This is a genomic window from Streptococcus sp. 10F2, assembly GCF_054331515.2.
The window spans coordinates 41,932-68,468 of record NZ_JBTGGE020000004.1; the positions used below are offsets into that span (position 1 = coordinate 41,932).

38 protein-coding genes are annotated in these 26,537 nt (G+C 41.1%); 33 read left to right on the forward strand and 5 right to left on the reverse strand.

The features are described 5' to 3' along the window. The first annotated feature begins 2 nt into the window (after positions 1-2). From ACXM1Q_RS01965 to ACXM1Q_RS02050, 18 genes are all read left to right on the forward strand, one after another. Positions 3-329, forward strand: a complete 327-nt coding sequence (locus ACXM1Q_RS01965; protein WP_458515657.1) for a hypothetical protein — start codon at positions 3-5, stop codon at positions 327-329. A 3-nt stretch (positions 330-332) separates the two neighbouring features. Then, complete coding sequence (locus ACXM1Q_RS01970) at positions 333-836, forward strand: hypothetical protein (RefSeq protein ID WP_458515659.1); 504 nt, start codon at positions 333-335, stop codon at positions 834-836. Between the two features lie 157 nt (positions 837-993). Continuing rightward, on the forward strand, positions 994-1,584 hold the full coding sequence (locus tag ACXM1Q_RS01975; RefSeq protein WP_458515661.1) for a hypothetical protein: 591 nt from the start codon (positions 994-996) through the stop codon (positions 1,582-1,584). Between the two features lie 29 nt (positions 1,585-1,613). After that, entirely contained in the window at positions 1,614-1,970 is a 357-nt protein-coding gene (locus tag ACXM1Q_RS01980; RefSeq protein ID WP_458515663.1) for a hypothetical protein, read from the forward strand. Continuing rightward, complete coding sequence (locus ACXM1Q_RS01985) at positions 1,970-2,410, forward strand: preprotein translocase subunit SecB (protein ID WP_458515665.1); 441 nt, start codon at positions 1,970-1,972, stop codon at positions 2,408-2,410. The genes ACXM1Q_RS01980 and ACXM1Q_RS01985 overlap by 1 nt, the downstream gene beginning before the upstream one ends. Before the next feature lie 364 nt (positions 2,411-2,774). Continuing rightward, entirely contained in the window at positions 2,775-2,954 is a 180-nt protein-coding gene (locus tag ACXM1Q_RS01990) for a hypothetical protein (RefSeq protein WP_458515667.1), read from the forward strand. A 543-nt stretch (positions 2,955-3,497) separates the two neighbouring features. Next, on the forward strand, positions 3,498-5,066 hold the full coding sequence (locus ACXM1Q_RS01995) for a DEAD/DEAH box helicase (protein WP_458515669.1): 1,569 nt from the start codon (positions 3,498-3,500) through the stop codon (positions 5,064-5,066). A gap of 775 nt (positions 5,067-5,841) precedes the next feature. Further along, on the forward strand, positions 5,842-6,330 hold the full coding sequence (ybeY, locus tag ACXM1Q_RS02000) for an rRNA maturation RNase YbeY (RefSeq protein ID WP_458515672.1): 489 nt from the start codon (positions 5,842-5,844) through the stop codon (positions 6,328-6,330). Continuing rightward, complete coding sequence (locus tag ACXM1Q_RS02005) at positions 6,311-6,706, forward strand: diacylglycerol kinase family protein (RefSeq protein ID WP_135038444.1); 396 nt, start codon at positions 6,311-6,313, stop codon at positions 6,704-6,706. Before ybeY ends, ACXM1Q_RS02005 begins: the two co-directional genes overlap by 20 nt. Positions 6,707-6,721: 15 nt before the next feature. Next, positions 6,722-7,621 carry a GTPase Era gene (gene era / locus ACXM1Q_RS02010; protein WP_458515674.1) on the forward strand — a complete coding sequence of 300 codons (900 nt, stop codon included), beginning with the start codon at positions 6,722-6,724 and terminating at the stop codon, positions 7,619-7,621. After that, on the forward strand, positions 7,621-8,442 hold the full coding sequence (mutM, locus tag ACXM1Q_RS02015; RefSeq protein ID WP_458515676.1) for a DNA-formamidopyrimidine glycosylase: 822 nt from the start codon (positions 7,621-7,623) through the stop codon (positions 8,440-8,442). The genes era and mutM overlap by 1 nt, the downstream gene beginning before the upstream one ends. Further along, on the forward strand, positions 8,439-9,041 hold the full coding sequence (gene coaE / locus ACXM1Q_RS02020) for a dephospho-CoA kinase (RefSeq protein ID WP_458515678.1): 603 nt from the start codon (positions 8,439-8,441) through the stop codon (positions 9,039-9,041). The genes mutM and coaE overlap by 4 nt, the downstream gene beginning before the upstream one ends. A gap of 21 nt (positions 9,042-9,062) precedes the next feature. Beyond that, positions 9,063-9,212, forward strand: coding sequence for a 50S ribosomal protein L33 (gene rpmG / locus ACXM1Q_RS02025; protein WP_135038452.1), 150 nt, complete (start codon positions 9,063-9,065; stop codon positions 9,210-9,212). 67 nt (positions 9,213-9,279) lie between these two features. Then, positions 9,280-9,513 (forward strand): preprotein translocase subunit SecG, encoded by a 234-nt coding sequence (secG, locus tag ACXM1Q_RS02030; protein WP_135038454.1) that lies wholly within the window; start codon positions 9,280-9,282, stop codon positions 9,511-9,513. Between the two features lie 67 nt (positions 9,514-9,580). Further along, entirely contained in the window at positions 9,581-11,857 is a 2,277-nt protein-coding gene (gene rnr, locus ACXM1Q_RS02035) for a ribonuclease R (protein ID WP_458515681.1), read from the forward strand. Next, complete coding sequence (gene smpB, locus ACXM1Q_RS02040) at positions 11,820-12,287, forward strand: SsrA-binding protein SmpB (protein WP_458515683.1); 468 nt, start codon at positions 11,820-11,822, stop codon at positions 12,285-12,287. Before rnr ends, smpB begins: the two co-directional genes overlap by 38 nt. A 10-nt stretch (positions 12,288-12,297) precedes the next feature. Further along, on the forward strand, positions 12,298-12,741 hold the full coding sequence (locus ACXM1Q_RS02045; RefSeq protein WP_458515685.1) for an Rrf2 family transcriptional regulator: 444 nt from the start codon (positions 12,298-12,300) through the stop codon (positions 12,739-12,741). 162 nt (positions 12,742-12,903) lie between these two features. Beyond that, positions 12,904-13,530: an NAD(P)-dependent oxidoreductase gene (locus tag ACXM1Q_RS02050; protein WP_458515727.1), complete on the forward strand. Its 627-nt coding sequence runs from the start codon at positions 12,904-12,906 to the stop codon at positions 13,528-13,530. 25 nt (positions 13,531-13,555) lie between these two features. Here the strand turns inward: ACXM1Q_RS02050 and ACXM1Q_RS02055 are convergent, their stop codons facing one another. The 4 genes from ACXM1Q_RS02055 to ACXM1Q_RS02070 form a co-directional block, all read right to left on the reverse strand. Then, positions 13,556-13,828: a GIY-YIG nuclease family protein gene (locus ACXM1Q_RS02055; RefSeq protein WP_458515687.1), complete on the reverse strand. Its 273-nt coding sequence runs from the start codon at positions 13,826-13,828 to the stop codon at positions 13,556-13,558. Then, positions 13,815-14,561, reverse strand: coding sequence for a tRNA1(Val) (adenine(37)-N6)-methyltransferase (locus tag ACXM1Q_RS02060; RefSeq protein WP_458515689.1), 747 nt, complete (start codon positions 14,559-14,561; stop codon positions 13,815-13,817). Before ACXM1Q_RS02060 ends, ACXM1Q_RS02055 begins: the two co-directional genes overlap by 14 nt. A 133-nt stretch (positions 14,562-14,694) precedes the next feature. Further along, a complete protein-coding gene (locus ACXM1Q_RS02065; protein WP_458515691.1) occupies positions 14,695-15,858 on the reverse strand; it encodes a tyrosine-type recombinase/integrase in 1,164 nt (387 codons plus the stop codon). Between the two features lie 375 nt (positions 15,859-16,233). Beyond that, positions 16,234-16,854, reverse strand: coding sequence for a helix-turn-helix domain-containing protein (locus ACXM1Q_RS02070; RefSeq protein WP_458515693.1), 621 nt, complete (start codon positions 16,852-16,854; stop codon positions 16,234-16,236). Between the two features lie 165 nt (positions 16,855-17,019). Between ACXM1Q_RS02070 and ACXM1Q_RS02075 the strand changes: the two genes are divergently transcribed. The 15 genes from ACXM1Q_RS02075 (at position 17,020) to ACXM1Q_RS02145 (ending at position 26,348) form a co-directional block, all read left to right on the forward strand. Further along, complete coding sequence (locus tag ACXM1Q_RS02075) at positions 17,020-17,208, forward strand: helix-turn-helix domain-containing protein (protein ID WP_199363882.1); 189 nt, start codon at positions 17,020-17,022, stop codon at positions 17,206-17,208. A 52-nt stretch (positions 17,209-17,260) separates the two neighbouring features. Further along, complete coding sequence (locus tag ACXM1Q_RS02080; RefSeq protein WP_458515697.1) at positions 17,261-17,872, forward strand: BRO-N domain-containing protein; 612 nt, start codon at positions 17,261-17,263, stop codon at positions 17,870-17,872. Positions 17,873-17,979: 107 nt separating this feature from the next. Further along, positions 17,980-18,759, forward strand: a complete 780-nt coding sequence (locus ACXM1Q_RS02085) for a BRO family protein (RefSeq protein WP_458515699.1) — start codon at positions 17,980-17,982, stop codon at positions 18,757-18,759. Positions 18,760-18,775: 16 nt separating this feature from the next. After that, complete coding sequence (locus ACXM1Q_RS02090) at positions 18,776-18,985, forward strand: hypothetical protein (RefSeq protein WP_458515701.1); 210 nt, start codon at positions 18,776-18,778, stop codon at positions 18,983-18,985. 166 nt (positions 18,986-19,151) lie between these two features. Then, positions 19,152-19,385 carry a hypothetical protein gene (locus ACXM1Q_RS02095; RefSeq protein WP_458515703.1) on the forward strand — a complete coding sequence of 78 codons (234 nt, stop codon included), beginning with the start codon at positions 19,152-19,154 and terminating at the stop codon, positions 19,383-19,385. Between the two features lie 273 nt (positions 19,386-19,658). Continuing rightward, positions 19,659-19,979 (forward strand): DNA-binding protein, encoded by a 321-nt coding sequence (locus tag ACXM1Q_RS02100; protein ID WP_458515705.1) that lies wholly within the window; start codon positions 19,659-19,661, stop codon positions 19,977-19,979. Beyond that, on the forward strand, positions 19,966-20,238 hold the full coding sequence (locus ACXM1Q_RS02105; RefSeq protein WP_458515729.1) for an XRE family transcriptional regulator: 273 nt from the start codon (positions 19,966-19,968) through the stop codon (positions 20,236-20,238). The genes ACXM1Q_RS02100 and ACXM1Q_RS02105 overlap by 14 nt, the downstream gene beginning before the upstream one ends. Further along, positions 20,235-21,113, forward strand: a complete 879-nt coding sequence (locus ACXM1Q_RS02110) for a primase alpha helix C-terminal domain-containing protein (RefSeq protein WP_458515707.1) — start codon at positions 20,235-20,237, stop codon at positions 21,111-21,113. Before ACXM1Q_RS02105 ends, ACXM1Q_RS02110 begins: the two co-directional genes overlap by 4 nt. After that, entirely contained in the window at positions 21,114-22,634 is a 1,521-nt protein-coding gene (locus tag ACXM1Q_RS02115) for a DNA primase family protein (RefSeq protein WP_458515709.1), read from the forward strand. 306 nt (positions 22,635-22,940) lie between these two features. Beyond that, complete coding sequence (locus tag ACXM1Q_RS02120; RefSeq protein ID WP_458515711.1) at positions 22,941-23,141, forward strand: hypothetical protein; 201 nt, start codon at positions 22,941-22,943, stop codon at positions 23,139-23,141. A gap of 14 nt (positions 23,142-23,155) precedes the next feature. After that, entirely contained in the window at positions 23,156-23,464 is a 309-nt protein-coding gene (locus ACXM1Q_RS02125; RefSeq protein ID WP_458515713.1) for a hypothetical protein, read from the forward strand. Between the two features lie 17 nt (positions 23,465-23,481). After that, positions 23,482-23,784, forward strand: coding sequence for a hypothetical protein (locus ACXM1Q_RS02130; protein WP_458515715.1), 303 nt, complete (start codon positions 23,482-23,484; stop codon positions 23,782-23,784). Between the two features lie 77 nt (positions 23,785-23,861). Further along, complete coding sequence (locus tag ACXM1Q_RS02135) at positions 23,862-24,350, forward strand: hypothetical protein (protein ID WP_458515717.1); 489 nt, start codon at positions 23,862-23,864, stop codon at positions 24,348-24,350. Between the two features lie 9 nt (positions 24,351-24,359). Next, entirely contained in the window at positions 24,360-24,770 is a 411-nt protein-coding gene (locus tag ACXM1Q_RS02140) for a DUF1492 domain-containing protein (RefSeq protein WP_458515719.1), read from the forward strand. Positions 24,771-25,931: 1,161 nt separating this feature from the next. Further along, positions 25,932-26,348: a hypothetical protein gene (locus ACXM1Q_RS02145; RefSeq protein WP_458515721.1), complete on the forward strand. Its 417-nt coding sequence runs from the start codon at positions 25,932-25,934 to the stop codon at positions 26,346-26,348. Here ACXM1Q_RS02145 and ACXM1Q_RS02150 read toward each other — a convergent pair. Then, positions 26,341-26,537 (reverse strand): hypothetical protein (locus ACXM1Q_RS02150; RefSeq protein ID WP_458515723.1); only part of this gene is annotated, 197 nt, incomplete at its 5' end. The genes ACXM1Q_RS02145 and ACXM1Q_RS02150 overlap by 8 nt on opposite strands.

Consider the following 26,537-nt stretch of genomic DNA (forward strand, 5'->3'; position numbering starts at 1 on the left):
ATATGTCACTAAATACAGAAAAACTAACAGCATTCGCTACTGCGGTCGGTGTTGACTATAAGGAGTTGAAGCAGTCGCTTGGCGAAAAAGTCAGCGTTTCAGATTTGAATACAGCAATCGAGCAAGCTAGCCAGGCGCTCAAATCGGAATTGTTGGGTGAAGGTGTTCCGGAGCAATTTGATACACTGAAAGAAATTGCAGACGCTATTACGAATATGAATGGTCAAGCAGAAGCAGCAGTGGTTGCCAAACTTGCGGAACTTGGTCAGAAATTTGACGACATCGAAGCATTGGATTTGGTTGCCGTCTACAATCAAGCAAAGGCCTAGTCTATGAAGAATCTACTTGATTTTATTAAGGCGGTTGGTCAAGACATTAAAGAGTTGAAAGCCAACACAGCGCCTGAACGATATGGGCCTACAGGGTGGTTTTTAGACCGCTCTGTTGATCCGTGGGTATTTCGTTTTGACAATGGCGCTAATTTGACCTTGGGCAACGTCGATAGACGAGCTTACATTTATCCAGACAGTTCACCAATAACTGATGTACGATTGTCCGAGTATCGTGTGATTCTGACTTTGATGAGACAAGCGAATGGGTCAATTAGTGCAGCAGATTGGAGAAACGTCAGCAATGTGGCTCGCTTTTGGAATTTGGCCAAGGTCACGAATCCAGTTAAAGATTCATCAGTCTATGACTTCAGCAAGGCTATGTATAATGCGACAGATACTAGTGCTCCCTCACGTCGCAATCAGCAGATTTTGATTCGTTGTTACTATGAACTCGGTGTGTTTACAGAAGAAGACATTCTAAGTTTTGGTGCGGTGAAGAAGTAATGAATTGCCCCTCTGGAGAGATCCGGAGGGGCTTTTTTGCGTTAGTCTAAATCGCATTTATGTAGAAAAAATTATTGAAAAAACAGAAAAAAGTAGAAAAAGTTCTAATAAAGCGATATAATTTTCTCTAGAAATGAGAATCGGAGAGTTTCAAAAAATGGTTGTTGAAATTTATCCTGCTTGGCATGGGACAACCAATGTGAGAAAGAATTGTATTTTAGCACATGGGTTTAAATACGAAAAATATAAACCTGGGGTAAAGCCGCAACGTCATCCAAATGATTTAGGAAATGGTACATATTTCTTTCTTCCGTTCGCAAATGATAGTGGTAAAACCATTGCTTCAGCGTATGTCCAAAAATACAAATCAAAAGAGTTGGAGGAGAAAGATGTAAAACCAGAACTAATCAAAGCAAGGTTGAAGTTTGATTCATCAGAGAAAATTTTTGTCTTAGATGAAACAGGGTTAGCGATATTAGATGAATTTAAAAAAGAATTTGACGATAAACTAGCCCTTCATTTGGTAGATATAAAAGATGATGGTGCTAAGAAACGGGCATCTAAACTGAATCAAAATCAAGGATTGCTGATAGAATTATTATTAGACTTGGCGGCTGAGTATAATAATAATTATGATGCGGTTCGATCTGAGACCTATACAGATATAGATTTCCTGCCTGTAATTGATGGTAACAATGGAACTGAAATTTGTATTAGAAATAAAGATTGCATCACAGACTTATCTTAGTTAAATGCTTTAGAAAAAGGAGGGATAAAATGAGTTTATTATCTAAATTTTTAGGAACAGAAAATTATTCATTATCAGATTCTCCTATGTTTCAAGAGTTGATCCGCAATATTAAAGCAGACAATATCGATACAGAAGGTTTTGAACTCTACCTAGATGACTTGTCTGAAAGAAATTATTTTGAAGAAGAAGTTCATCTCGAAAAGAGTTACTCTTCTGAAACTCTCTTGAAAGAGAATAGGGCGTTGAGATATAGGAGTGATGTGTATGGAATCTCTACAGGTGGAGAAGGTCATGTTTACGGGGTATCGGTAAATAATAAATACGATTATACTGGCTACACTGCAAAAAGTCAGATTCTAAAAGGTAAAGAGGTAGCAGCATAATGTCATCATTGAAATTTAAAGATTATTTTCTAAATGAGTTGTCTTACAAAAGGAATTCTAACTTTGACCCTAGCGTTGAGGTTTTAAATTTAAAGCCTGAATTATCTGCAGCTATCACAATTGTTGGAGATAGTAAGGCGTATATTAATTTGAACACTAAACAAGGCGATATTAGTCTAACTGATTCCGCATTCGAGTTGGTTGTTGATATTGTGGGTGAATTTGAATTTGACTACGATCCTTCTGAGTATGATATTAAGTTTGAAAACTTTTTAACCGAAAATGGATTAGCTATCCTTTGGTCATATATTCGTCCAATGGTATCAGATATGATTACTAGAGGTAATGAATTTCCTAATTTTATTCTTCCGGTTATCAATATTCAAAAGATGTTGAAAGATAACGATTCTTTGGTTATCAAGTATAAGGAAGAAGACTAACCCCCTCCCCGCGGAGGGCTTTTTCATTACAAAAAAACTTAAACTTTTTTCGAATACCTCTTGACAATATACGCAAAAGCGTATATAATATAAATATAGAAAGGAGGAAGTTATGGCAAAGCATAGAAAAAAGCCAAAGATAAGTCTGAAAATTCGCTTCAACATTCTTATCTTTGACTTAACCATAACAATCGAGTGGGACTAACCCACTCGCCCCTTCGGGGGTTATGCTTATCATAACAAAAAAATCATGGGATTGAAAGTATCTTTTAAAATTGAACGCCATAAATTTGATTGGAAAGCGTTGATTGGCTGGATTATCTTTTTCGTAATCCTTTGGTGCGTTTTTAAGTAGGAGGGGAGTATGGCAGTATCAGAATCACAAAAGCGAGCTAATAAAAAGTGGGACGAAGCTAACAAAGAACGTAAGGCTTATATCAATAAACGTTCAACTGCTAGAAGTTTCGTCAAAAATCTAGCCACCCTCGAAGACCTGGACGAACTCACTCAGCTTATCCAAGAGCGCAGAAATATGTTACAATAGATAAAAATTTATGGAAAGGTTCCATTGATTTTCTAACGCCAGCCACTCCGATTTAGGAGTGGTTTTTTTGCCCCAAATTCGCCCCAAAACTTTAGAAAATATAGTTAAAGTATGTAAAAATAATTCAATAAAATCCCTAAGATTAGGGGATATTTCGCTCTATGTGATTCTATTATTTCCTCCCTTTTTCTCTCAGGGTGGATGAAACTACGTTGAAAAAGCCTGTAACAACAGGCTTTTTACTTTACCTATTCCAAATACTTTTTATCTTGTTAGATGGAAAATCGTGTTGGAAATTATTTATTTGAGTAAGGTGTTACGGAGTGAGGGGAAAGCCTCCTCCTTTATTTTCATCTTTTTGTGAAAATGAGGGACTTTTTCTCTATTTCAAGGTGTATTGTGGTATACTAGATAGGTTACAATTAAGTTGGTGGGATGGAAGCGTATGCTCAAAAGGATGGCATCTCATCGCCCGTTCCTGGGAACAGGGGCCGAGATTGTAAAGAGTTCCCATCCCAATTGATTGATAGAAAGAAGAGACCATTGAAATTTATAGAATTAGGTTTATCGCAAGAATTATTGACAGAGATTGAGAAGGCTGGTTTTGAAGAAGCAAGTCCCATTCAGGAGCAGACGATTCCCTTGGCTTTGACTGGTAAAGATGTTATTGGACAGGCACAGACTGGTACAGGGAAAACGGCTGCTTTTGGTTTGCCAACATTGGAAAAAATTAGACCCCAAGAAGCAACGATTCAAGCTTTAGTGATTGCACCGACGCGGGAGTTGGCAGTGCAAAGTCAGGAGGAGTTGTTCCGCTTTGGCCGTTCTAAAGGAGTGCGCGTGCGCTCTGTTTACGGGGGCTCAAGTATCGAGAAGCAAATCAAGGCTTTGAAGGCGGGAGCACATATTGTCGTAGGTACGCCAGGTCGTCTCTTAGACTTGATTAAGCGTAAGGCTTTGAAACTAGATAAGATTGAGACTTTGATCTTGGATGAAGCGGACGAGATGTTGAATATGGGCTTCTTGGATGATATTGAAGCGATTATTGAGCGTGTCCCAGCTGAGCGTCAAACGCTTTTATTCTCAGCGACTATGCCAGATGCGATTAAGCGAATCGGCGTACAGTTTATGCAAGAGCCTGAGCATGTGAAAATTGCAGCCAAAGAGTTAACAACCGAATTGGTTGATCAATATTATATTCGTATCAAGGAGCAGGAGAAGTTTGATACGATGACACGCATCATGGATGTTGAGCAACCTGAATTGGCGATTGTCTTTGGACGGACTAAACGTCGTGTAGATGAGTTGACACGGGGCTTGAAGATTCGTGGGTATCGCGCAGAGGGAATCCATGGAGACTTGGATCAAGGCAAGCGTCTTCGTGTTCTCCGTGATTTTAAAAACGGTAATTTAGATGTTTTGGTTGCGACAGATGTAGCAGCGCGTGGTTTGGATATTTCGGGAGTGACTCACGTCTATAACTACGATATTCCGCAAGATCCAGAAAGCTATGTTCATAGAATTGGTCGGACTGGTCGTGCTGGGAAATCAGGTCAATCTGTAACCTTTGTTTCTCCAAACGAGATGGGGTACCTTCAAATCATTGAAAATTTGACCAAAAAACGTATGAAGGGTCTTAAACCGCCAACAGCGGAAGAAGCTTACCAAGCCAAAAAACAAGTTGCTCTTAAGAAAATTGAACGTGATTTTGCGGCAGAAGACTTTGCAGCTAAAGCTGCAAAAGTTAGCAAGGATGCTATTCAGTTGGCTAGTGAATTCTCTCCAGAAGAACTGGCAGCTTATATTCTAACCTTGGTGGTTCAGGATCCAGATAGCTTACCTGAGGTAGAGATTGCTCGTGAGAAACCATTACCATTCAAACCGTCTGGAAATGGACAGCGTGGAGGAGGTCGTGGTCGCCGCGAAGGAGGTTACCGATCTGGTAATCGTGACCGCAATGATCGTCGAGATCGCAACCGTCGAGATAACTACAAAGGTAACCGTCGCAACGACCGCTTCGAAAAAGAAGGTCGTTACCGTAAAAACACCCCCAAAAAAACCTCCAGTGAAAAGAAAACTGGCTTTGTGATCCGGAACAAAGGAGATAAGTAAAACTCTCCAGTGGAGAGTTTTACCCCGAGCCAAGAAATAGGATGGCGAGGCAGTCCAGTGGAGTAATGTTAGAACGTTTCACGTTCATTCCTTAAAAACTCAAATCGTCAATTCCTGACTCTTTGACTATCCCGAGCCAAGAAACAGGAGATCGAGGTAGTCTAGTGGGACTCGCATAGTTTCTGTTGACTGGTTTGATTCTGGATTTTTCAATTGAACAGTGTAAAACCCTGAGCGGCATTCTGCCAGCTCAGGGTTTTGAGGTTAATGGGGGAAGGGGATAGCGACTACTGCACCGATAACTGCGCAGGCTGTGTAGAGTTGTGGGGGCATGAGCGGGATAGTTTGGGAGAAGAAGGCAATGCCTTTGAAGGCTCCGTAAAATCAGCTAAAGGACAGGTTCGCTTCTGTTGCCCCGTCTCTTTGAATGGATATAAGCTCAGTTGTGGCGAGTTGGTTCATCTCATTTAAAAGTTTGACTGGGATTATTCGTTCCTCTTACTTATCTATTCGAATTGCAATAGGGGATTAGTGACTAAAGTTATGTAAAAGCGAATATTCATGCTAACCTCTAATTGTTTTATAATGAATCAAGGCCAGTTCTTTTTATTATAACTCCGCAGTTATTCTATTTCTGCTTAATGTTATGAAATGTCTTCAAAACGTTCTGAACGGTAAAATTGGGTCGCTTTAAGGTAAGTCAATAGGTGATTTTCAGACAGGAGGTCTGGAGATATGCTATAATGGAAATAATAGATATGAATGAGGGTTTGCCATGTATATTGAAATGCAGGATGAGACTGGGCGTGTGTCCAAGGATATGATGGTTGATATTGAAAAACTGGTTGAATCGGCAGCTAAGCGAATTGGAAAAGAAGACAAAGAAATGGCCATCACCTTTGTAGACAATGAGCGTATCCACCAAGTGAATCTGGAATATCGTGGAATGGACCGTCCGACTGATGTTGTCAGTTTGGAATACAAACCAGAAGATTCGATTTCTTTTGAAGGAATGGATGAGGCAGACTTAGCTGAACTCATGGGAGAGTTCGATGCCTATATTGGAGAATTGTATATTTCGGTAGACCGGGCTTTGGAGCAGGCTGCTGATTACGGGCATTCTTTTGAACGGGAAATGGGCTTCTTAGCTGTCCATGGTTTTTTACACATTAATGGTTATGACCATTACACTCCCGAAGAAGAAGCAGAAATGTTTGGATTACAGGAAGAGATATTGACAGCTTATGGACTCACAAGGGAATAAACGCAAGTGGAAAAATCGAGATCTTGTCTCTAGTTTGGAATTTGCCCTGACGGGGATTATCACGGCTTTTAAAGAAGAGGCTAATATGCGGAAGCATTTAGTTTCAGGATTTCTCGTGATTGTTGCGGGTTTGATTTTTCAAGTTTCAGCTATTGAGTGGCTCTTTTTGTTGTTGAGTATTTTTATGGTGATTACCCTAGAGATTGTAAACTCAGCGATTGAAAACGTTGTGGACTTGGCTTCCAATTATCATTTTTCCATGCTGGCTAAACATGCGAAGGACATGGCTGCAGGAGCGGTTTTGTTCTTCTCTGGTTATGCTGTGATTACAGGTCTAATTATTTTTGTACCTAAAATTTGGAATCTATTTTTTTAAGTATAAGGAGAATGAATGTCTTTTAAATCAGGTTTTGTGGCGATTTTAGGTCGTCCTAATGTTGGGAAATCGACCTTTTTGAATCATGTTATGGGGCAAAAAATTGCCATCATGAGTGATAAAGCACAAACGACACGGAATAAAATCATGGGGATTTATACAACCCCAGAGGAACAAATCGTCTTTATTGATACCCCTGGTATTCATAAGCCTAAAACGGCTTTAGGGGACTTTATGGTTGATGCCGCCTATTCAACCCTTCGTGAGGTGGATACCGTTCTCTTTATGGTGCCTGCTGATGAGCCTCGTGGTAAGGGAGATGATATGATTATCGAACGCCTGAAACAGGCTAAAGTTCCAGTGATTCTTGTTGTTAACAAATTGGATAAGGTAAATCCTGAACAACTCTTGGATCAAATCCAGGATTTCAAGGATCAGATGGACTTTAAGGAGATTATTCCGATTTCTGCTCTTCAAGGGAACAATGTATCGCACTTGATTGATGTCTTGTCAGAAAATCTTGATGAAGGGGTCCAATACTTCCCAGAGGACATGATTACTGACCATCCAGAGCGTTTCTTAGTATCTGAGATGATTCGTGAAAAAGTGCTCCATTTGACGCGGGAAGAGGTTCCGCATTCAATCGCTGTGGTTGTTGACAGTATGAAGCGAGATGAGGAGACAGATAAAATTCACATTCAGGCTACCATTATGGTGGAGAGATCTAGTCAAAAAGGTATTGTTATTGGTAAGGGAGGTGCCATGCTTAAGAAGATTGGTACTTTAGCCCGGAAAGATATTGAGACTATGTTAGGAGACAAAGTTTTCCTAGAGACTTGGGTCAAGGTTAAGAAAAATTGGCGAGATAAGAAATTGGATTTGGCCGATTTTGGTTACAACGAAAAGGAATACTAATGCCAGAATTACCTGAAGTAGAGACCGTTCGCCGCGGTCTTTCTCCATTATTAAAAGGCAAAGTGATTACTCAAGTGACGGTTCTCTATTCACCGATGGTGCGGACAGGAGCTGAGACTTTGGTCCATGACCTGCTAGGTCAGGAAATTCAAGATGTTCAGCGGCGAGGCAAGTACCTCATTTTTGACTTGGGGAAGCATGTTTTGTTATCTCATTTACGCATGGAAGGAAAATTTTTCTTTCAAGAAGAACCACAAAAGACCTTGAAACACCAGCATGTTCTGATCGATTTTGAAGATGGATCTCGCTTAGTTTATCAGGAAGTTCGGAAGTTTGGAACCTTAGACTATTTGGAAAAGGATGCTCTAGAAGCCTATTTTCAGTCTAAGAAACTAGGTCCAGAACCAGTTGAAGAGGCTTTTCGTTTGAAGGAATTCCGAGAGGGCTTAGAGAAGTCACGCAAACCTGTAAAATCACTTCTTTTAGAGCAACGGCTTGTGGCTGGTTTAGGGAATATCTATGTGGATGAGGTTTTATGGCAGGCTAGGATTCACCCCTTGCGTCAGGCTTCCAGTTTATCTGCCCGAAAGATTACTCAACTTCGGAAGGCTATTATTGAAGTCTTAGCTGAAGGAGTGGCTCGTGGCGGATCTACTATTCGAACCTATAAGAACGCATTGGGGCAGGCTGGCACTATGCAGGAAGTCTTGAAGGTTTACGGTCAAGAAGGACAACCCTGTCCTCGTTGCGGTCGAGCTATTGAAAAATTCAAAGTTGGAGGAAGGGGGACCCATATTTGTCCCCGCTGTCAGAAGTTATGAAATCCAAAATAATCGGCTTAACGGGTGGTATTGCTTCCGGAAAAAGCCAAGTGACCCACTATTTACGGCAACAGGGCTATAAGGTGGTGGATGCGGATCAAGTTGTTCATGAGTTACAGCTTCCTGGAGGCCCCTTATATCAGCTATTAGTGGGATATTTGGGAGATGAGATTTTAGATGAGACAGGGAACCTCAATCGAACTTTACTGGCTCAACGTTTCTTTTCAGATGTAGATTTACGTGCTTGGTCTAAGCGTGAGCAGGGACGTGTGATTCGGGAGGCTTTGGCAGCTGAATTAGAGCAGGCTCAGAGGTCTGGACAAGTTGTTTTTTTTGATATTCCACTTTTGTTTGAAGAGGATTATGACGGTTGGTTTGAGTCAATCTGGTTGGTTGATGTTGATGAGACGACTCAATTGAAGCGTCTGATGCGGCGAAATGGTCTCTCAGAGCTAGAGGCACGTAAGCGTCTGGTCAGTCAGTGGTCATTAGCGCAGAAAAGGCCCTTAGCCAGTCTTATTTTGGACAATCGGGGGCATTTAGAGCAACTTTACCAGCAAATTGATCAGGCCTTGTCTGATTTGAGGAAGTATGTTTAATCCATAAATAGATGAGGGTGTATGAGAATTAAAATTCAATTGCGTTGCCAATCTTGTGGCAGTCAAAATTATATCAGTAGTAAAAATCCTCAATCGCATCCAGATCGAATCGAGGTGCTTAAATATTGTCCTAAGGAGCGTCAGGTAACGACTCATCAGGAAATGAAGTAGGGATGGTCGATGGTTTACAAGTTGGGGAAACTATGCTAATATAGAAGGGATTTGAAGGAGTTTGGCAATGTTTCAATTATTATTAACTGTATTTTTAGTCCTATCTGTTATTTTGGTCATGGTCATTTTTATGCAACCAACTAAGAATCAATCTTCTAATGTGTTTGATTCTAGTGGCGGTGATCTATTTGAACGTACAAAAGCTCGGGGATTCGAGGCAGTTATGCAGCGAACAACTGCTGTGTTGGTCTTTTTTTGGCTAGCGATTGCCTTGGTTTTAGCCGTGTTATCAAGTATTTAAGTATTTAGGGCGAGTTGGAGTAAGACCAGAGGTCTTGCGTGCAACCGCCCTTTTTTGAGAGGTATAAATGAAAGAAAAAATGATGGCCCTATTGAAAGAGTCTGGGCCAATGTCAGTGGATCAGTTAGGGGATTCCTTGGGAATGAAAAGCGCCAAGGGATTTACGAATCTGGTCAAAGAAATCTCCCGTTTAGAAGGGCAGGGAAAGTTGTCTTTCACGGATGAGGGGACGATAGCTCTGAAAGAAGTTAGGAAAAAAAACGTAGTTCCTAAACTTGAAGGGATTTTTCATGCCCATAAATCGGGATTTGGTTTTGTGACGGTTGATGAGACCGAACCAGATGTCTTTATTGGTCGAGACCTGGTGAATCATGCGATTGATGGGGACAGGGTTCGAGTAGAGATTCTCAAAGTTGCAGATCGTATGAAAGGCAGCTCTGCGGAAGGTAAGATTGTGGAAGTCCTTGAACGCTCTTTGACACGGATTGTTGGAAAGGTCATTTTGGAAGAAGGGAAGTCCAAGTACCCAGCATATATTCGTTCTCGTAATCAGAAGATTAATCAACCGATTTATATTCAAAAAGGAGATTTCGAATTACAGGGAACGGAGGTTGTGAAGTTAGCAATTCGTGACTATCCGAATAAAAAACATCCTTATTTTGTCGCAGACTTGATTGAAATTGTAGGTCAGGTAGATGATACAGGTATTGACGTCTTAGAGGTTCTAGAATCGATGGATATTGTATCGACTTTCCCGGATGCTGTTTTAGCGGAAGCTGAAGCAATTCCAGATGTTCCTAGTGCCAAAGATATGGAAGGAAGACTAGACCTGCGTTCAGAATTAACCTTTACTATTGATGGAGCAGATGCCAAAGATTTGGATGATGCTGTCCATATTAAGCGTTTGGATGGTGGGAACTTTGAGCTAGGTGTTCATATTGCGGATGTTTCTTATTATGTGAAGGAAGGCTCTGCTTTGGACAAGGAAGCTCTAGAGCGTGGAACATCAGTCTATGTGACGGATCGTGTTGTACCCATGTTACCGGAACGTCTGTCTAATGGTATTTGTTCTTTGAATCCGCAGGTGGATCGTCTAACCCAGTCGGCTATTATGGAGATTGACCGTCGAGGAAAAGTGGTCCGATACCAATTGGCTGAAACAGTTATCAAAACTAGCCAACGGATGACTTATTCGGATGTGAACGCGATGATTGCTGGGCAAGATGAGGTGATTCAAGCTTATCCAGAATTACTGGAATCTGTGTCAGCTATGGTGGATTTGCACAAAATTTTGGAGCAAATGCGGGTGGATCGCGGGGCTCTTAATTTTGATACCAATGAGGCTAAAATTTTAGTCAATGCGAACGGAAAGCCCGTTGATATTGTTTTACGTCAACGAGGCTTGGCGGAGCGAATGATTGAATCCTTTATGCTAGTGGCCAATGAGACTGTTGCGGAGCATTTCTACCGTAAGGATTTACCGTTTATTTATCGTATTCACGAAGATCCTAAGGCTGAGAAATTGCAAAAATTTATTGATTTTACAGCTAGCTTTGGCTTACGGATTTATGGTACAGCCTCCAAGATGACCCAAGCATCTCTTCAGGATATTATGGCAGCTGCCAAGGGACAGGTCTATGAAGAGGTTTTAGCGATGATGCTCTTGCGGAGCATGCAGCAGGCTCGTTATTCGGAGCATAACCATGATGGACATTATGGCTTGGCTGCTCCTTTCTACACCCACTTTACAAGTCCGATTCGGCGCTATCCAGATTTAATGGTGCACCGAATGATGCGGGATTATCGGAAGAGTACAGAAAAAGCGGCTCATTTCCAAGAAGTATTACCGGCGATTGCTAGTCAGTCTTCCAATCGGGAACGTCGAGCGATTGATGCTGAGCGTTTTGTGGAATCCATGAAGAAAGCGGAGTTTATGTCAGACTTTGTGGGGCAGGAGTTTGATGGTGTCATTGCTTCGGTGGTGAAATTTGGGATTTTTGTAGAACTTCCCAATACGGTTGAAGGATTGATCCATGTTACCAACCTACCTGAGTTTTACCATTTCGATGAACGAACTCTATCTCTGCGTGGTGAACGTACTGGTACAACTTTTAGAATCGGACAGCCGATTCGCATTCGGGTTGAACGGGCCGATAAAGAGACTGGAGAAATCGATTTTGCCTATCTAGCTGGTGGCGAGGTGGAGAAGAAGTCCTCCCGTTCTAAGCGCTCGCAGCGCGAGCGCAAGAAGAAACGGGAACAGTCCCAACCATTTTACAAAAAACAAGTAAAAAAAGGAGGTCGTCATGGCCAAAGGAGAGGGAAAGGTCGTCGCTCAAAATAAGAAAGCACGTCACGACTATACTATCGTCGATACCATCGAAGCTGGGATGGTTCTGACTGGAACGGAAATTAAAAGCATTCGTGCGGCTCGGATTACACTCAAGGATGGCTTTGCGCAGATTAAAAACGGTGAAGTTTGGCTAAGCAATGTCCACATTGCCCCTTATGAAGAAGGCAATATCTGGAATCAGGATCCGGAACGCCGTCGCAAGCTCCTCCTCCATAAAAAACAAATTCAGAAGTTGGAACAGGAGATCAAGGGAACAGGAATGACGCTAGTTCCTCTCAAGGTGTACTTAAAAGACGGTTACGCTAAATTACTATTGGGACTTGCTAAAGGTAAAAAAGATTACGATAAGCGTGAATCAATTAAACGCCGTGAGCAAAATCGAGATATTGATCGGCAAATGAAGAGTTTCAATCGTCGCTAGGAGGTAGGAGATGCAAATATCCAATCGTTTTAGTATCGGGGTCCATATTTTGGTTCTTGTTGCAAGACAAGAAGAACAGGAAATCCTATCGAGTGAAGATTTAGCTGGTAGCATCGGTGTCAATCCTGTGATTGTTCGCAAAGTTATGTCACAACTGAAGAATTCGCAACTGATTCAAACAAGACGAGGAATTGCTGGAGTTGAACTCACGAAAGCTCCCCAAAATATTCGTCTCTACGATATCTATCAGGCAACTGGAGGGATTGGTGCCGATAAGCTTTTCCGTTACCATGAACAGCCCAATCCGAATTGTGACGTAGGACGAACGATTCATCAGGTTCTTGATGAGCATCTGGAGGAAGTCCAATTAGCTATGGAAGAGAGGCTCAAAGGGAAAACCTTAGCTGGTCTTTTAGCTACCAGTCAAGAAAAAATACAAGGAATTGAAAACTGATCTGTGAAGGTCAGTTTTTATAATTTGGTGAATTAGAAAGGAAATTATCGAAAACTGTTGGGGAATTTAGAAAAAGAATTGATTCTTAAACATTTTAATTGACAGCCAAAAGATATTTGTGTACACTAGTTGTAAAAAAAAAAGTTACAGGAGATGTAAATGATGAAAATTGCTGTTCTTGCTGCAAATGGCCAAGCTGGTCAAGCGATTGTAAAAGAAGCTTTGGAGCGTGGTCACGATGTGACTGCAGTTGTTCGCTCAGAGAATAAAAGTCTTGCGAAGAATGTCTTAGCAAAAGATATTATGGATTTAGAAGCAACAGACTTAAAAGATTTTGATGTGGTGGTTACTGCTTTTGGTGTTTTCCAAGAAAATTTGCTTTACTTGCATACTGAAACCTTGCAACATCTCGCAGCTGTTTTGAAAGATTCAGATATTCCTTTCTATGTTGTCGGAGGCGCTGGTTCCCTTTATCTGACAGAAGTTGGAGGTGTAACTTTATCAGAAGATCCAAACTTCCCAGAAGAATACCGTCCACTTGCGACAGCTATGAAAGAAGGCTTGGATTTCTTGCGTAAGAGTACAGGACTTGCGTGGACTTATCTCAGTCCAGCAGCTGATTTTGATGCACAAGCTCCAGCTAAAGGTGAATATGTTCTTGAGGGAGAAATCTTTACAACTGATGTAGATGGTATCAGCAAGATTTCCTATGCAGATTACGCTAAAGCCATGGTTGATTTGATAGAAGAAGGGGGACACGCAGGTACCCGTCTGTCTGTTCGCTGGTAATAGAATAATAAAACCGCTTGAGCTCTTATGGCTTCAAGCGGTTTTGGTATTCTTCAATAATGGATTCTTTTTTTGCTTTGCTGAGTTTTTTGAATTGGGCTTCGGCTTTAAGGGCCTGGCTTTTGTCAGGGTAGGTTTGGGTATAGACTAGGGTTACCGGACCTTTGGCACGGGTATATTTAGCCCCTTTGCCGTCGTTATGCTGTTTGATTCGCCGTTTTAGATTATTGGTGTAACCGGTGTAGAGGCTGTTATCCCGGCAACGTACGACATAGATGCAGTCCTTATTGGCGTCCATAAATCTCTTGAATCTCCGGACGATAGGATCCGTCTTCCTCATGAATATAGAGAGGCGGGAAGATTTTTAGCCCATCCGTTGAGCCATCTTTAATCGCCTCAATTAAGATCATGTTGGCCTCACGGTTTTCTTTAGGGTAAATAAATTGAAGGCGTTTAGGTGCTAATTTAAAAGCCTGCAGTGTATTTAAAATGTCTAGTAAGCGATCTGGGCGGTGAACCATTGCCAATCTACCGTTGGATTTGAGAACTTTTTGGGCGACACGACAAATCTCTTCCAAGTTTGTCGTAATTTCATGCCGAGCTAAGAGGTAATGTGGACTGAGGTTCTTGTTGGAAGTTTCACTGGCTTTGAAATAGGGTGGGTTACAGAGGATTAAGTCCACCTGACTAGGAGGAAGTTCTTGGGGAAGTTCTTTTAAATCCATATTCCAAACTTGAACCTGCTGGTCCAAGTTATTTAAGGCTACAGAACGTTGGGCCATATCTGCTAAGCGCTCCTGGATTTCTACTAAAAGAATGTCTGCCTCGGTATGTTGACTAGCAAAGAGGCCGACAGCTCCATTTCCAGCACAGAGATCAACAATTTTACCCTTTTTAGGGAGTTTGGGAAAACGAGACAGAAGAACACTGTCAATCGAATAAGAAAAAACTTCTCGATTTTGGATAATTTTTACCGGGCTCGTGAACAACTGATCTAGTCGTTCTCCGGGATACAATTCAATTTCACTCATAAAACCATTATAGCATTTTGTCCCAAAATATTGAGTTCCCCTTTATCACACCTTAGAAATCCTATCCCTATAGGGTTTTTGTGACGTAACGTTTCGTTACACCATAAATTTGCGCACCCTTTTGCGGACTTTCCTATAAATCGCCCATAACCTTCTCAAACAATGAGACGGCTTTTTTTGCGTTTTCTTTTGATAGGTGACTGTAGACATCCATGGTCACCGAGATATTGGAATGACCTAGACGGTGCTGGAGTTCCTTGTAAGGTATTCCAGAGTTTAGTAGTAAGCTGGCATGGGTATGACGGAATCCGTGAAAGCCAATCCTTGGGACATTGGCATTTTTGAAATGAGTTTGTAGCCGAAAATCCAAATTATCCTTTTTTGGGTATTCGTTGATAAAGTCCGAAAATACAACCGTTTCAGTTCTCCCAAGTTGCCATGCTTCCAAGGTTTGGCGTTTTTTGTACTCTTTTAGCATGCTGACAGTTTGGGAATCTATATCTATATCCCGTTCGCTGGCTTTGGATTTAGGTGAGTTTATGCCCCCTTTTAGATTGATTGTTTTTGTGATGGATACAACCCCACCAGCCAAGTCAATATCTTCCCAGTGTAAAGCTAAGGCCTCGTTGATACGGCAACCCGTAGCAAGCAGAAACTTATATAGCACTGTTTCATAATAATAGCGGTACCCCCCTTGGTCAAGATTATCCAAGTAGTCAAGGAATTGTTTCAGTTCCTCTTTCTCAAAATGCTTAACCTTATTCTTTTTTGCTTTCTGAAGATTACGGGGGAGAATGACCTCCCTAGCTGGGTTGAATGGGATAACTTGAAGAACCACCCCATATTGAAGTATTCGCTTGTTGAGCGTGTGGATTTTATCATAGTGGAGATAAGCGCCTTTTTCTCCCCGATTGGTTTTGCTGGCCAAATCGTTGATGATTGATTGAATAAGGGGAGTAGTCAGCTTATCCAACTTGTACGACCCGAATAACCTTAGAACATGTTTAAGGACGTTATTGGTGCTTAGTTGGGTATTAACTTTCACGGTATCCTTGTAGCTGTCCCACCAAAGGTCTGCTAGCCCCTGGTAAGTATCTACCTTGGCAAAACGAACCCGTGTAGATCCATTGTTTTTAAAGTTGACCATGGCTTCCATAGCCCTATGCTTGACCTCTTTTTGAGTTCTCCCAGTTACCTTGGTTTTGACTTTCTTCCCAGTTACTGAATCAGTTCCCAAGTAGACATCCGCACGGTAGACGATAGTCCCATTTTTCTTTTTGATTTGATTGATTTTCATGATATTCCTTTCTACAGTAGGCAAGGTTATTGAAAAGGACTTAGGTATCATGAAATGTTTAGTTAGTAGAAGAAGCTGGGTGGCTGACTGTAGTAGGAACTCACGCGCCACGGTTTTTTATTCTTCCGTTTCGGCGAATTTGAGAAAGTAGAACCGCTGGGGGGGTCGCTATTTTGTCAAAATGGCCAAAATGTGAAAATAGGGATTGTTGACTTTTTTTAGAGTTCTAAAGAACCTAAAATAATAATGCTAATAAATGCTAACCTTTTCGCTTATAAGGAAAGCTTGAGGTTTTTTCAAGCTATGTAGTCCTGAATTGGGACTACATGAATCTATGAAGTTTTAGCTATTAGATTGAATCGCCGGGTGCGTGGGTTAAGGTTCTAATTTAGTTAGGTAGAACTTATATTTATTTCTATCTCTAATAACCACTGATAAGAGACCGCTATCTAATGCCTCTTCATCAAAATCAGATACACCGTGAATCAATTTATTAAAGCCTTCAATTGAATTTTTTAAATATTTTATTAAACTTTCACGATCTGCAATTTTTATTTTTTCAAGTATACAAGAAGAGTAGAACGTTTCTATGTCGTTACGTGTAAAAGTGACTTCATCAATGCTAGATAGAGTATGTTTTATTTCAATGAAAATTTCTTCATGAAATAGAGAAGGAAAAAAGTTTCCGTCCCAATCGTAAGTCCCCCAGCCCCTTAAATTTTCCTCTTCATCGTCCCAATCGTATCTTGTTGAATTAACTTTAATAACTTGGTCACCGTCTAATTTCTGTATCAAGCTATTGATTTCTATTCCCATAGCTTCAGCAATTGATTTTAAAGTTTCAAAAGTTGGAGCAATGGGCTTGTGAGTTTGAGGATTTTCTCCTTTCTCTAACATTGATATATATCCTTTTGTTTTCCCTATTTTGTCGGCAAATTCTTGCATAGTTAGCTTGTTGCTTTTTCTATATTCTTTTACAATATCGCCTATTCTCATTATCATTTCCTACTTTCATCTACTCTTGTTTAGTGTATTATACAACGATTTCTGAACAATATCAATTATTTTGTTTAATCCGCTTGACAACAATGGTTTAATACGCTAAACTCAACATAGTCCGTTGTTTAATGGATTTAACTTTTGGTGAAGGAGGAAAAACTCTTGAATGGTAAAAGAATAGCAGAAATGAGAAAACTTCAAAGACTTTCTCAAGAGGAATTGGCTGAAAAAGCAAAAGTATCTCGTTCTATTATTTCCTTTTTAGAAACTGGAAAAGAAAAAGATGTAAAGCTTTATACTCTTATCAGAATTGCTAACGCTCTTGATTGTAAAGTTGAAGATTTTTTATAATCAAAAAGTTTAATTTGTTGAACTTTTTTTGTAAAACATAAGGAGCAGAACCATGAAAACAGAACAATGGAACGGCTATCCCATTCGGTTTGTTGACCATGAAGGCGAATGGTGGGCGGTGCTTGCTGATATTGCTAACGCCTTGGGGTTGAATCAAAGGAAAATCAAACAACGTCTACCCCATGAGGTACTTTCAAAGCACCCCATAAAAGATAGCAAGAACCGAATGCAAGAAATGCTAATAGTAAATGAGTTTGGTATCTATGAGACGATTTTTTCAAGTCGCAAGAAAGAAGCCAAAGCGTTTAAGTCTTGGATTTTTGAAGTGATTAAGAACTTACGCCAAGCGACAGGCCTAGAAGGGTTCGAAGTCTTTCGAATGTTGGACAAGGAACATCAAAAGCAAGCCATGAAGCGCTTGAGTGATGGCCTAGAACACGCGCAACAGGTTGACCTTATCAAAGCGAATACTATTGCTAACAAGGCAGTATCCAACCTATACGGCTACCCCAAGATGGTCAAAAAGAATGCCATGAGCGAGGATATGTTGAAGGACAGGGAAGCTATTCTTGATGAGACTGTAGAACTTATGATGGTCAAAGAACGGTATGGCCTACCTATCAGCGTTTCACAGGCAATTTACAACAGGAACAAACGGGCTTAGGTAAGGTTGCATTTGAAATGAGGTCGGCAGTAACGACCCCAGCACTCTAATTTAAGGGTGTAGCTATTACATACACCCCTTACAAACACAAAAAGGAGAATCGAAACATGAAACGCAACTACAGCAGAGTTATAGAGGAGTTGCGAACTATCCACGGTTTGAATCTGGTAGCGATTGGCCAACGTATAGGGATAGACCCCAGAACAGTTGGCAAATGGCAAGCAGGAAAGCATAGGCCGAATAAAGATAGTCGCAAGAAGATAAATGCCCTATATAGAGAGGTGAGGAAAGATATGACAACACAGGTAAGTATTTTTGAAGATGATAACAAGCAGATTATGGAGGTTGTGACTAGAACAGTATTTCACGGTCACCCGTTGGATATTTATGGGAGTATCGAAGAACCGTTATTCTTAGCCAGAGCAGTAGCGGAGATGATTGACTACAGCAAGACAAGCCAAGGGAAATATAACACTACTCAAATGTTGAAGGCGGTAGATGAAGACGAAAAAATAAAAGCTATCGTAGGTATTAACATTCTTAATACCCCTACTACGGAAATTTTCCGTAGCGGGCAACAAATGTGGTTCTTAACCGAGCAAGGTCTATATGAGGTTCTGTTCCAGTCACGCAAACCAATTGCTAAAGAATTTAAGAAGTGGGTCAAGCAAATCCTGAAAGAAATCCGTCAGCAAGGTTACTACATAGCTGGGGAGTTAGTGGAAGAACCCGCCGGAGCAGAAACGTCTACCCAAGCACTTCCAACCTTAGAACAAGCAGAAAACAACTACATTGACACCTTGGCTAAAGCTATCCAGGAATCAAGCACACGCGCCGAGAAGTTGGAACTGATTGAGCGTTTGAATAAGTTTGTAAGTGGGCTATGAGTTAGGAGGTAACAAAATGACAGACAAAAAAACACCCCAACCCTATGACGTTCTGACAGACTATGACAGGCTGATAAATAGCGTTGGTCAAGTCTTGGAAGTCTTAGGACAGTTTGAAGAACTACAAACCATGGCAGTCCCAGTTTATGCCTTACGGGCTATCTTGGACGAACACAAGAACATAACTAAAGAATACTATTCCGCTATTTTCATCAAAACTAACTAGGGCGGGATAAGTAAAAAAACGATTGTATAGTAAAAAACCTAAAGTCGCATTTTGCGACGTTAGACAAGTTCGGTAAAACCCAAAGTACCGAAACGGTACCGCAGAAAAAACAACCGTACGGGATCCCATACGGTTACATAAAAAAAGACCCATTGGGAATCAGCCAATGAGTCAGGACAAAAAGAAAAATCGTAACAACCAAATCACTATCAACACCAGAGTAGGCAAGGTTATTGAAAAGGACTTAGGTTATTGGATTTATTTAATTATAGCACAAAAATCGGCCTTTCCGGCCACCTTAAAAGGAGTGAAAAGCTATGAATACAGAACTGAACTTATCGCTAACAGGACAGGCAGCAGCTATTTTGGTTCTGTTGGTCTTGCTATGGCTGGTACTTAGATACAGACCGACCAGAATCAGCCTAGACGAACCGAAAACTGAACCCGTGGAAGAAACTACCACAATGGAACTAAACCCCGATTATGGCCGATATATTTGGCTAGCTGGGCGTTATTACAACTAGGAGGATTTGAATGATAGAACTAGAACTATCCCGCTTTATTGTTATGATTGTTTGCCTTGTTCTGATTATCCTATGGCTATTTATTACATTTTGCTTAATTTAGTCAGCTAGGAGAACGGAGGGAATGAATGACAGACATTGAAATCAGATTGTTGCGACTGATCCCCGTAGGGAGTGACAGGCCTATCAATACAAATGAATTGGCCAAAATCTTAGGGCTTGACGTCCGCAGGACTCGGGAGATTATCAGCCGTTTAATTACCAGGTATGGTGTACCGATTGTTGCAAGGCGTGGAATCAATAGCGGTCACTATATCCCAAGGAATGACGTGGAACGGTTGGAAGGTATCAGAGAGTTACAGGCGCAACACCAAGCGGAAGGTAAGCGCCTAGATACACTTATCATGGCTGACCTGAATCGCCGTGATGAATTGCTGGAGGAGTACAAAAATGGAAATGAAGGTATTTAGTGAAGAAATAAGTCGGGAGTTAGTGGCGGAAATCCTTGAAAAGGTTGAAGCCTACATGAAAGTGAGGGAGAAAATCCCCCATAGGCTAACAGGTCTAATGACCAAGAGGGAGGTTTTTGAGGAGTTAGACATCAACGGCAACACCTTGAAGCGCTGGGAATCACTTGGGCTAAAAAGATACATGCCCCCAGTTGAAAACACCAAGAAAGCCTATTACCGAGTTAGTGACGTGCTGAAATTTTTAGGAGCAGAAAGATGATTTATACAAGTATAGGAGTACAAAATAGACGATTAACCCCTGTAGGTTCTGATATGAGTTCATGGGACTATTTGGCTACCTTAGAGCCTGTGCCTGTCCCATCTACCGCAGGACTCGGTCAATGGAAGAAAAATCAAGCACCTTACTGTATTGCTGGAACAGTTGAATCTGAAGCAGACGGAGGCTATAAACGAAGCAATAAGACTCTTATAGCGCGTGATTTGATTTTTCTTGATTATGATGATCTTGAGAATCAACATTCTTTCTTTGAGGCAGTGAATGAGGTTTTAAAAGATTACAGTTTTTTGCTTTACCCAACTATTTCATACAGTCAAGAGAAGCCAAAATACAGGTTGGTAGTCAAGCCGAGTGAAGAGCTGGACGAGGTAAGCTATAAAGCTACTATTAAGGAGTTAGGGGACAGAATTGGTCTCCCTTATGATGGTGCTTCTCTTACATGGTCACAGTTGCAAGGATTGCCAGTGGAAACAAAGGCAATGGCTGGTGCTATTCGCTTCCAGAACTTGGGTCAGGACTATCCGATACAAAAGATTGAAAAGGCTGAGGTGGTCGGTTTAACTTCTCCTAAAAGTTCGGGATCTATATCAACTACTTATAGTGGTGATTCAATCACCATGCGGGTTGTTAAAACTCTTTTGAATGGTCTAGGAGATGAGGGAGGACGAAACGTTGCGTTGACTCGCTTTGTAGGACTTCTATACTCAAAGTACGTCCGTTGTGATGTTGCTACAGCTTACGAATTGGCGAATATTGCAAATAGCGTCACGGCTGAACCCTTGAAGGCGGAAGAGGTTGACAGAACTTTTGAAAGTATTACGAGAAGAGAAATTGAAAAAAGGAGATTAGGGCTATAGATGAACATTGAAGAGTTGACCCTAAGCATGACCCAAGCTGGGGCGGAGCATGATTTTAGCGAGATTGAGAACATGGCGGATTTGTACCGCAGAATCAAGCAAGCTGGAGAGCTTTGGAGGGTAGAGCATACAGAAGAGCGAACTATCACAAAAGGGCCGAGAAAGGGGGAGGTGGAAACAAAAATCCCCATACCGTCCCCTGTGGATGTTGCAGAGAATTTGAACAAGCTATGCCATTTCACCTTTATTGGTCGGGGTGGGATTTCAGATAGTAGTCCCGTCTATACATTTGATTGGGATAGTGGGATATATTCCCATAGTCGGGATTTGCTTTGGCGATTATGTCGGGCTTTTGACAATCGCTTGAAGTCTGCTCACTACAAAGAGGTTGAAATGCAACTAAGGACAATGATAAAGATGAGGAGACCGCTGGAGGATAGAAATCTTATCCCCGTGAACAATGGTATCTTTAATCTTAAGGACAAGACTTTTAGACCACACGCGCCCCAGTATATCATTACTAGTAAAATCAAGACTAGTTACAACCCAGAAGCGAAAAAGCCAATACTAGGGGGCTGGTTTGATTTTGATGAGTGGCTAGAAGGTATCGCAGTAGGTGATAGGGATGTAGTTACGCTTCTATGGCAGATCATGAATGAAGCTATTAACCCTAATCATACAAGAGGAAAAATTGTCATTCTTCTAGGGGACGGAAATAACGGAAAAGGAACTTATCAAGATTTGTTGAAGAATCTGATAGGGCAGGAAAATATATCCGCTTTGCGTCCGTCTCAGTTTGAAGACCATAAGACAGCTTCCCTCCTTGGTAAGGTTTGCAATATTGGGGATGATATTAGTAACAAGTATTTGGACGAGGTGGCTGACTTGATGAGTATAGCTACAGGCGATACGGTCATGGTTAACCCTAAGCATGAAAAGCCCGTAGAATTGACCTTAAAGCCTTTGTGTTTATTTTCAGCTAACGCCTTACCGAATAGCCGAAACAAATCCCAAGGATGGTACAGGCGTTTGTGTATTGTCCCATTTAATGCGGACTTTAACGGACAGAAGGAACGTCCTGAAATCAAGCAAGTGTTTCTAAAAGACAGGGAACTATTAGAATGGGTTTTATTTAAGATATTGAATAGTCCTAACTTTGATAAATTCATAGAACCAGAAGCAGTGAAAGAAGTCCTTGAGAATTACAAAGCAGATAATGACCACATCCTGCTTTGGCTTACAGAGTTTTACATCCCTAACGGATGGCATGAGATGAAGCATGTCCCTCTATTCATAGCTAAAGAGCGACTGAAATCATTTCTGTCAGATATTGGAGCAGACAATCCGAAGACAACCAATTTCGGGAGGAAGGTTGTACAACACTTAGAAAAAGAGACTAAAAACAAGTACAGCTTGAGAAGTGGAAAAGTAGCGCTCAAAGACAGGGAAACCTTAATTGATGGAATCTGGGAAACGGATAAGACGCAAGAATCAACCCATGGCATACACAAAGAAAATTGAAAAACACAATAAATAGGTGAGAAAGTGAGAAAATGGGTGAGACCTTTTTTTGAAAACCTAACCCCTAAAAACCCACTAATAACAACGTTTTTCCTTATTAGGTGAGAAGGTGAGGTTTTTAATTCTATTATGGGTGAAATACAGAGAACAAAAAAAGATTTCCTTTTATTTTATATAAAATAGAAAACCAAAATCTCACCTTCTCATTTTGGGGCTAAAAACCTTGGTACATAAGGGCTGGAGGTGGTTTTGAAAATCTCACCCCAAAATCTCACCTTTTGGAAAAATTAGACAAAGGAGTTAAAAATGAGCAAAAAGAGAGTTAAGCTTTTTATACCTCGTTCTACTTTGAGTGTAGGAGGTAACGCCGAGCGTTTTGAAAATAAGGTCAATGAATTCTTGGAGTCTCCCCAAGTTGGGGAAGTGAGAACCTACCCTATTGGTGAGGGTATCGCTGTAGAGTACGTAGATTTGAAGAGTGCTAGGGAATCGTTTAGAAAAGACTGAAGGAGAATAGAATCATGACACTAACAACATTTAGAAATGACAACGCCTTGGGTGATATTGAAGCCCGTTTTGTAAAAGAACGGATTGGCCAACTGTATCAGTTAGAAAAAGATGACCTGATGGAATTGGTAGCTTTATATGAAATTGATTTACTAGATTACATTGACCGACTGTTATCAGATAACCCAATTCCGTTGGATCATGATACGGCTTACAACTCTCTTTCAAACATGGAGGAAGGGGCATTGCTGACATTGTTGTCAGTTGATACAGAACAGGAATATGATGGCTTACATCAATACGCAGACGGTGAAGCTGGGTGATAGACAGGAGTAGAAAAATGCAAATCGGAAATAATAACATGGCAGTAAGCGAGTATATCCAAGCGGTACAGGATTTTTACATTCGCTATCAATTAAACCGTTATGAGTTGGCACAGTTAGAAGGCAAGTTGGATACGGAAACCCTTATCGTAGCCTTAGCCAATGCGGAAACAACTATCGCAAATCTTTTGAAAACATTAAACATGATGGGAGTAGATGGCTTTAATGATCAATCTCTACCGCCTAACGTGTTGAAGTTGATGAAAGCCTTGGATCATGACGGAATCTATACGGAGTTCCTGGAGAATGTTGAAGTCTAATCAATAGCAAACCGAGGGTAGCCCAAAAATGGGTTACCTTTTTGCCTACATAGTTGGGCATTTGGAGGTATATAGTGATGATGAAGCTAACCATAGAACAATTTGTAAAGGTGATGAAGAATCCACGCGCCACAGGGTACGTTGATGGTGAACTGTTTGAAATCGATTTAGAAGCTGAATCATTGTTTTTAGGTAGTCAGTACATACCGCTGGAGTCAAGACCAGCCAACTATGGCGGTAAGCAATGGTATTTTGTTTGCCCTGATTGTGGTACAAAGAGACGGGTACTATATGGACTTGTCGGTTCAATGGCTTGCGGTGAGTGCCAAGGAATCTATAAACAGACACGGAACAGGGCAAAGACAGACTGTACATATTATTGGGATATGGCGTTGAAGGAAATCCGAAAGCTAGAGCCGAATTTTAAACCGCCAAGGGGTTATGTAAGCTATGGCGATTTTCCCAAACGTCCCAAGTGGATGAGATGGCCCGACTATATAAAACGCTGGCGAAAGTTCCATAAGTACATGGATAAAGCCCAAGCCTTATGGCTTAGAGGGTGGTAGAATATTGCTATGACTGATATTAAGAAACGATTGAACAGACTCAAGAAAATCCCTGAACGGTTGCTAGAAATCAAAAGGGAAATCGAATACTTGGAGAGTAACCCGATAGCTTCCCAGCAGTTTGAGAATCGCCCACGGAGTAATAGCAATAGGAACACCGCCGAGGATAGAACCATCAATACCGTTGACAGATTGGCTGAACTGAAAGCGGAGTATGGTGCGTGCCTTGATGAATCTTGGGAATTAAGAAAAGCTATTGAATCTTTATCTGATCCGCTGGATAATTTGGTTATCAGATTGTTCTACATCAATGGCCATAGCTGGGGTGAAGTAGCTAGGGCTTTACGGGTCAGCAAAGCCACCATCCAACGGGCTAGGACTAGGGCAATAGAGGAACTAGATGAGTTGCTGGGTGGATAAGGTTATCGATCCAACAGGCGTACTTTTAGGGACACCCGTTGGGAGAGTTTTAGATCCAACAAGAGTAGTTCCAACTACACTTGTCAAGTGAAGGTCAAAGCACGCGCCACAGAATCGCAACAGACGAACGAGACCATACCGATTTGAAGTGTTAGGACTTAGGTGGTAAGATTTATCCCATGGCACACTAGAACGCCACACAGGACGAAAGAAAGGGGATTGTAGAAGGCTGACCGAACAAATCGTTCTATCAGGTCGCAGTAGAACGCAGTAGGTAACAGAATACCCCCACCCTGAAAAAATTTGAGTTTAATTTTTGTTATGCCACCGGTGGTGGGGTCGATTACGGAGATATTTGCATTTCTCGCGTACGACCCCCCTCCCCTATGGATTTTCCACAGTATTCTAAAATGACCGTGTTTCTATAAACACAGTCTGGGAGCGTGATTGGTGAGGTTTGGCTGAATTGGATTGATGGAACTTGCCTAACCAAAAGCACTCAAAAAAGGGTCAGATTTTTGTCAGTTTTGACCCAATATGATTGTGTTATACTTGATTTAGGCAATAAAAAAAGCGTAGCTGATCGCCACGCCAATTCTTGCCTACTGAACTCGTAATGTTGGTAGTCCGTCACAGGACTTTTTTTGCGCCAAAATTTGCGGACTTTTTGTGCACCCTTGATGGTGTATATATGAATAGATATGAATAGGTAAAGTTGCCATAAACGCTGTAAAATCAACGTTTTAGGGTGGGTATGAATGGATTTGGAAACATGCGGGACAGTTTGCCCCAAAATAAGGACAGCTCTGAAAAGACTGTCCTATTTTAAAAGAAAATTGAATTGTTTTGTCTAGAGACAAGGAGTCTTTTCATGATATTTGACTTTTTCATTCAGTTTTTCTTTGAAAATTGCTGATCATAGATGTAAAATAAAGACGAGAAGAAAAGTAGAGGTCTAATGACCGTTTTTCAGTTTTGATATCTTGAACGATTCAATAGTTTATAGCGTTTGGAAGACGCCCTTCGGTGAATTTGGACTCTGGAGGTTGCATAAAGGAGGTCAAGATGATACTTGCTGAAAAACAATCTGAAATAAATGGAGGATGTTTTCTAGAATCAGAGAGCAAAGAGGATTCAAATAAGAATAGGAGATTGCGAAGTATGACGCTACAAGATGGTTGTTCTAAATCAGAAATTGATTTAAAACTGGATAAAATCGAATCGGATATGCACCATGGATTTGAGAATGTAAAGTTACGCTTCCAACATTTGGAGACAGAAATAGATAGGCGCTTCCAACAAGTTGATGAGCGTTTTAAACAAGTTGATGAACGTTTTGAAAAAGTTGATGAACGCTTTAATCAAATGGAAAATCGTTTTAATCAATTCCAAGAGCAAATGACAACGATGATTGGACAATTGGATCAAAGCTGGGATATCAAGTTGGAAAATTATTTTTACAAACAAGAGGTAGAAAGAAGAAAGGAGAGGCGTCTCTTCCTTCGATGGCTGATTGGATTTGGCTTAATGTTGCTCATTTCGGTCCTTTCAAATTTTATCTCGTTTTATTTTAAGTGATTCTTATATAATAGTGAGGAGAATACATAAAAGTGAACCCAAGAAGACTCTCGGGTTCACTTTTTAGTACGACGGGCATGTCGTACATCTGAGGTGTAAGTCCTCTGTGGGCACCTGCTACCGGTGAACCCAATAGCGACTCCCAAGCCTGACTATCGTGAGGTAGCGGGGAGAGGAAGGGATAGCGAA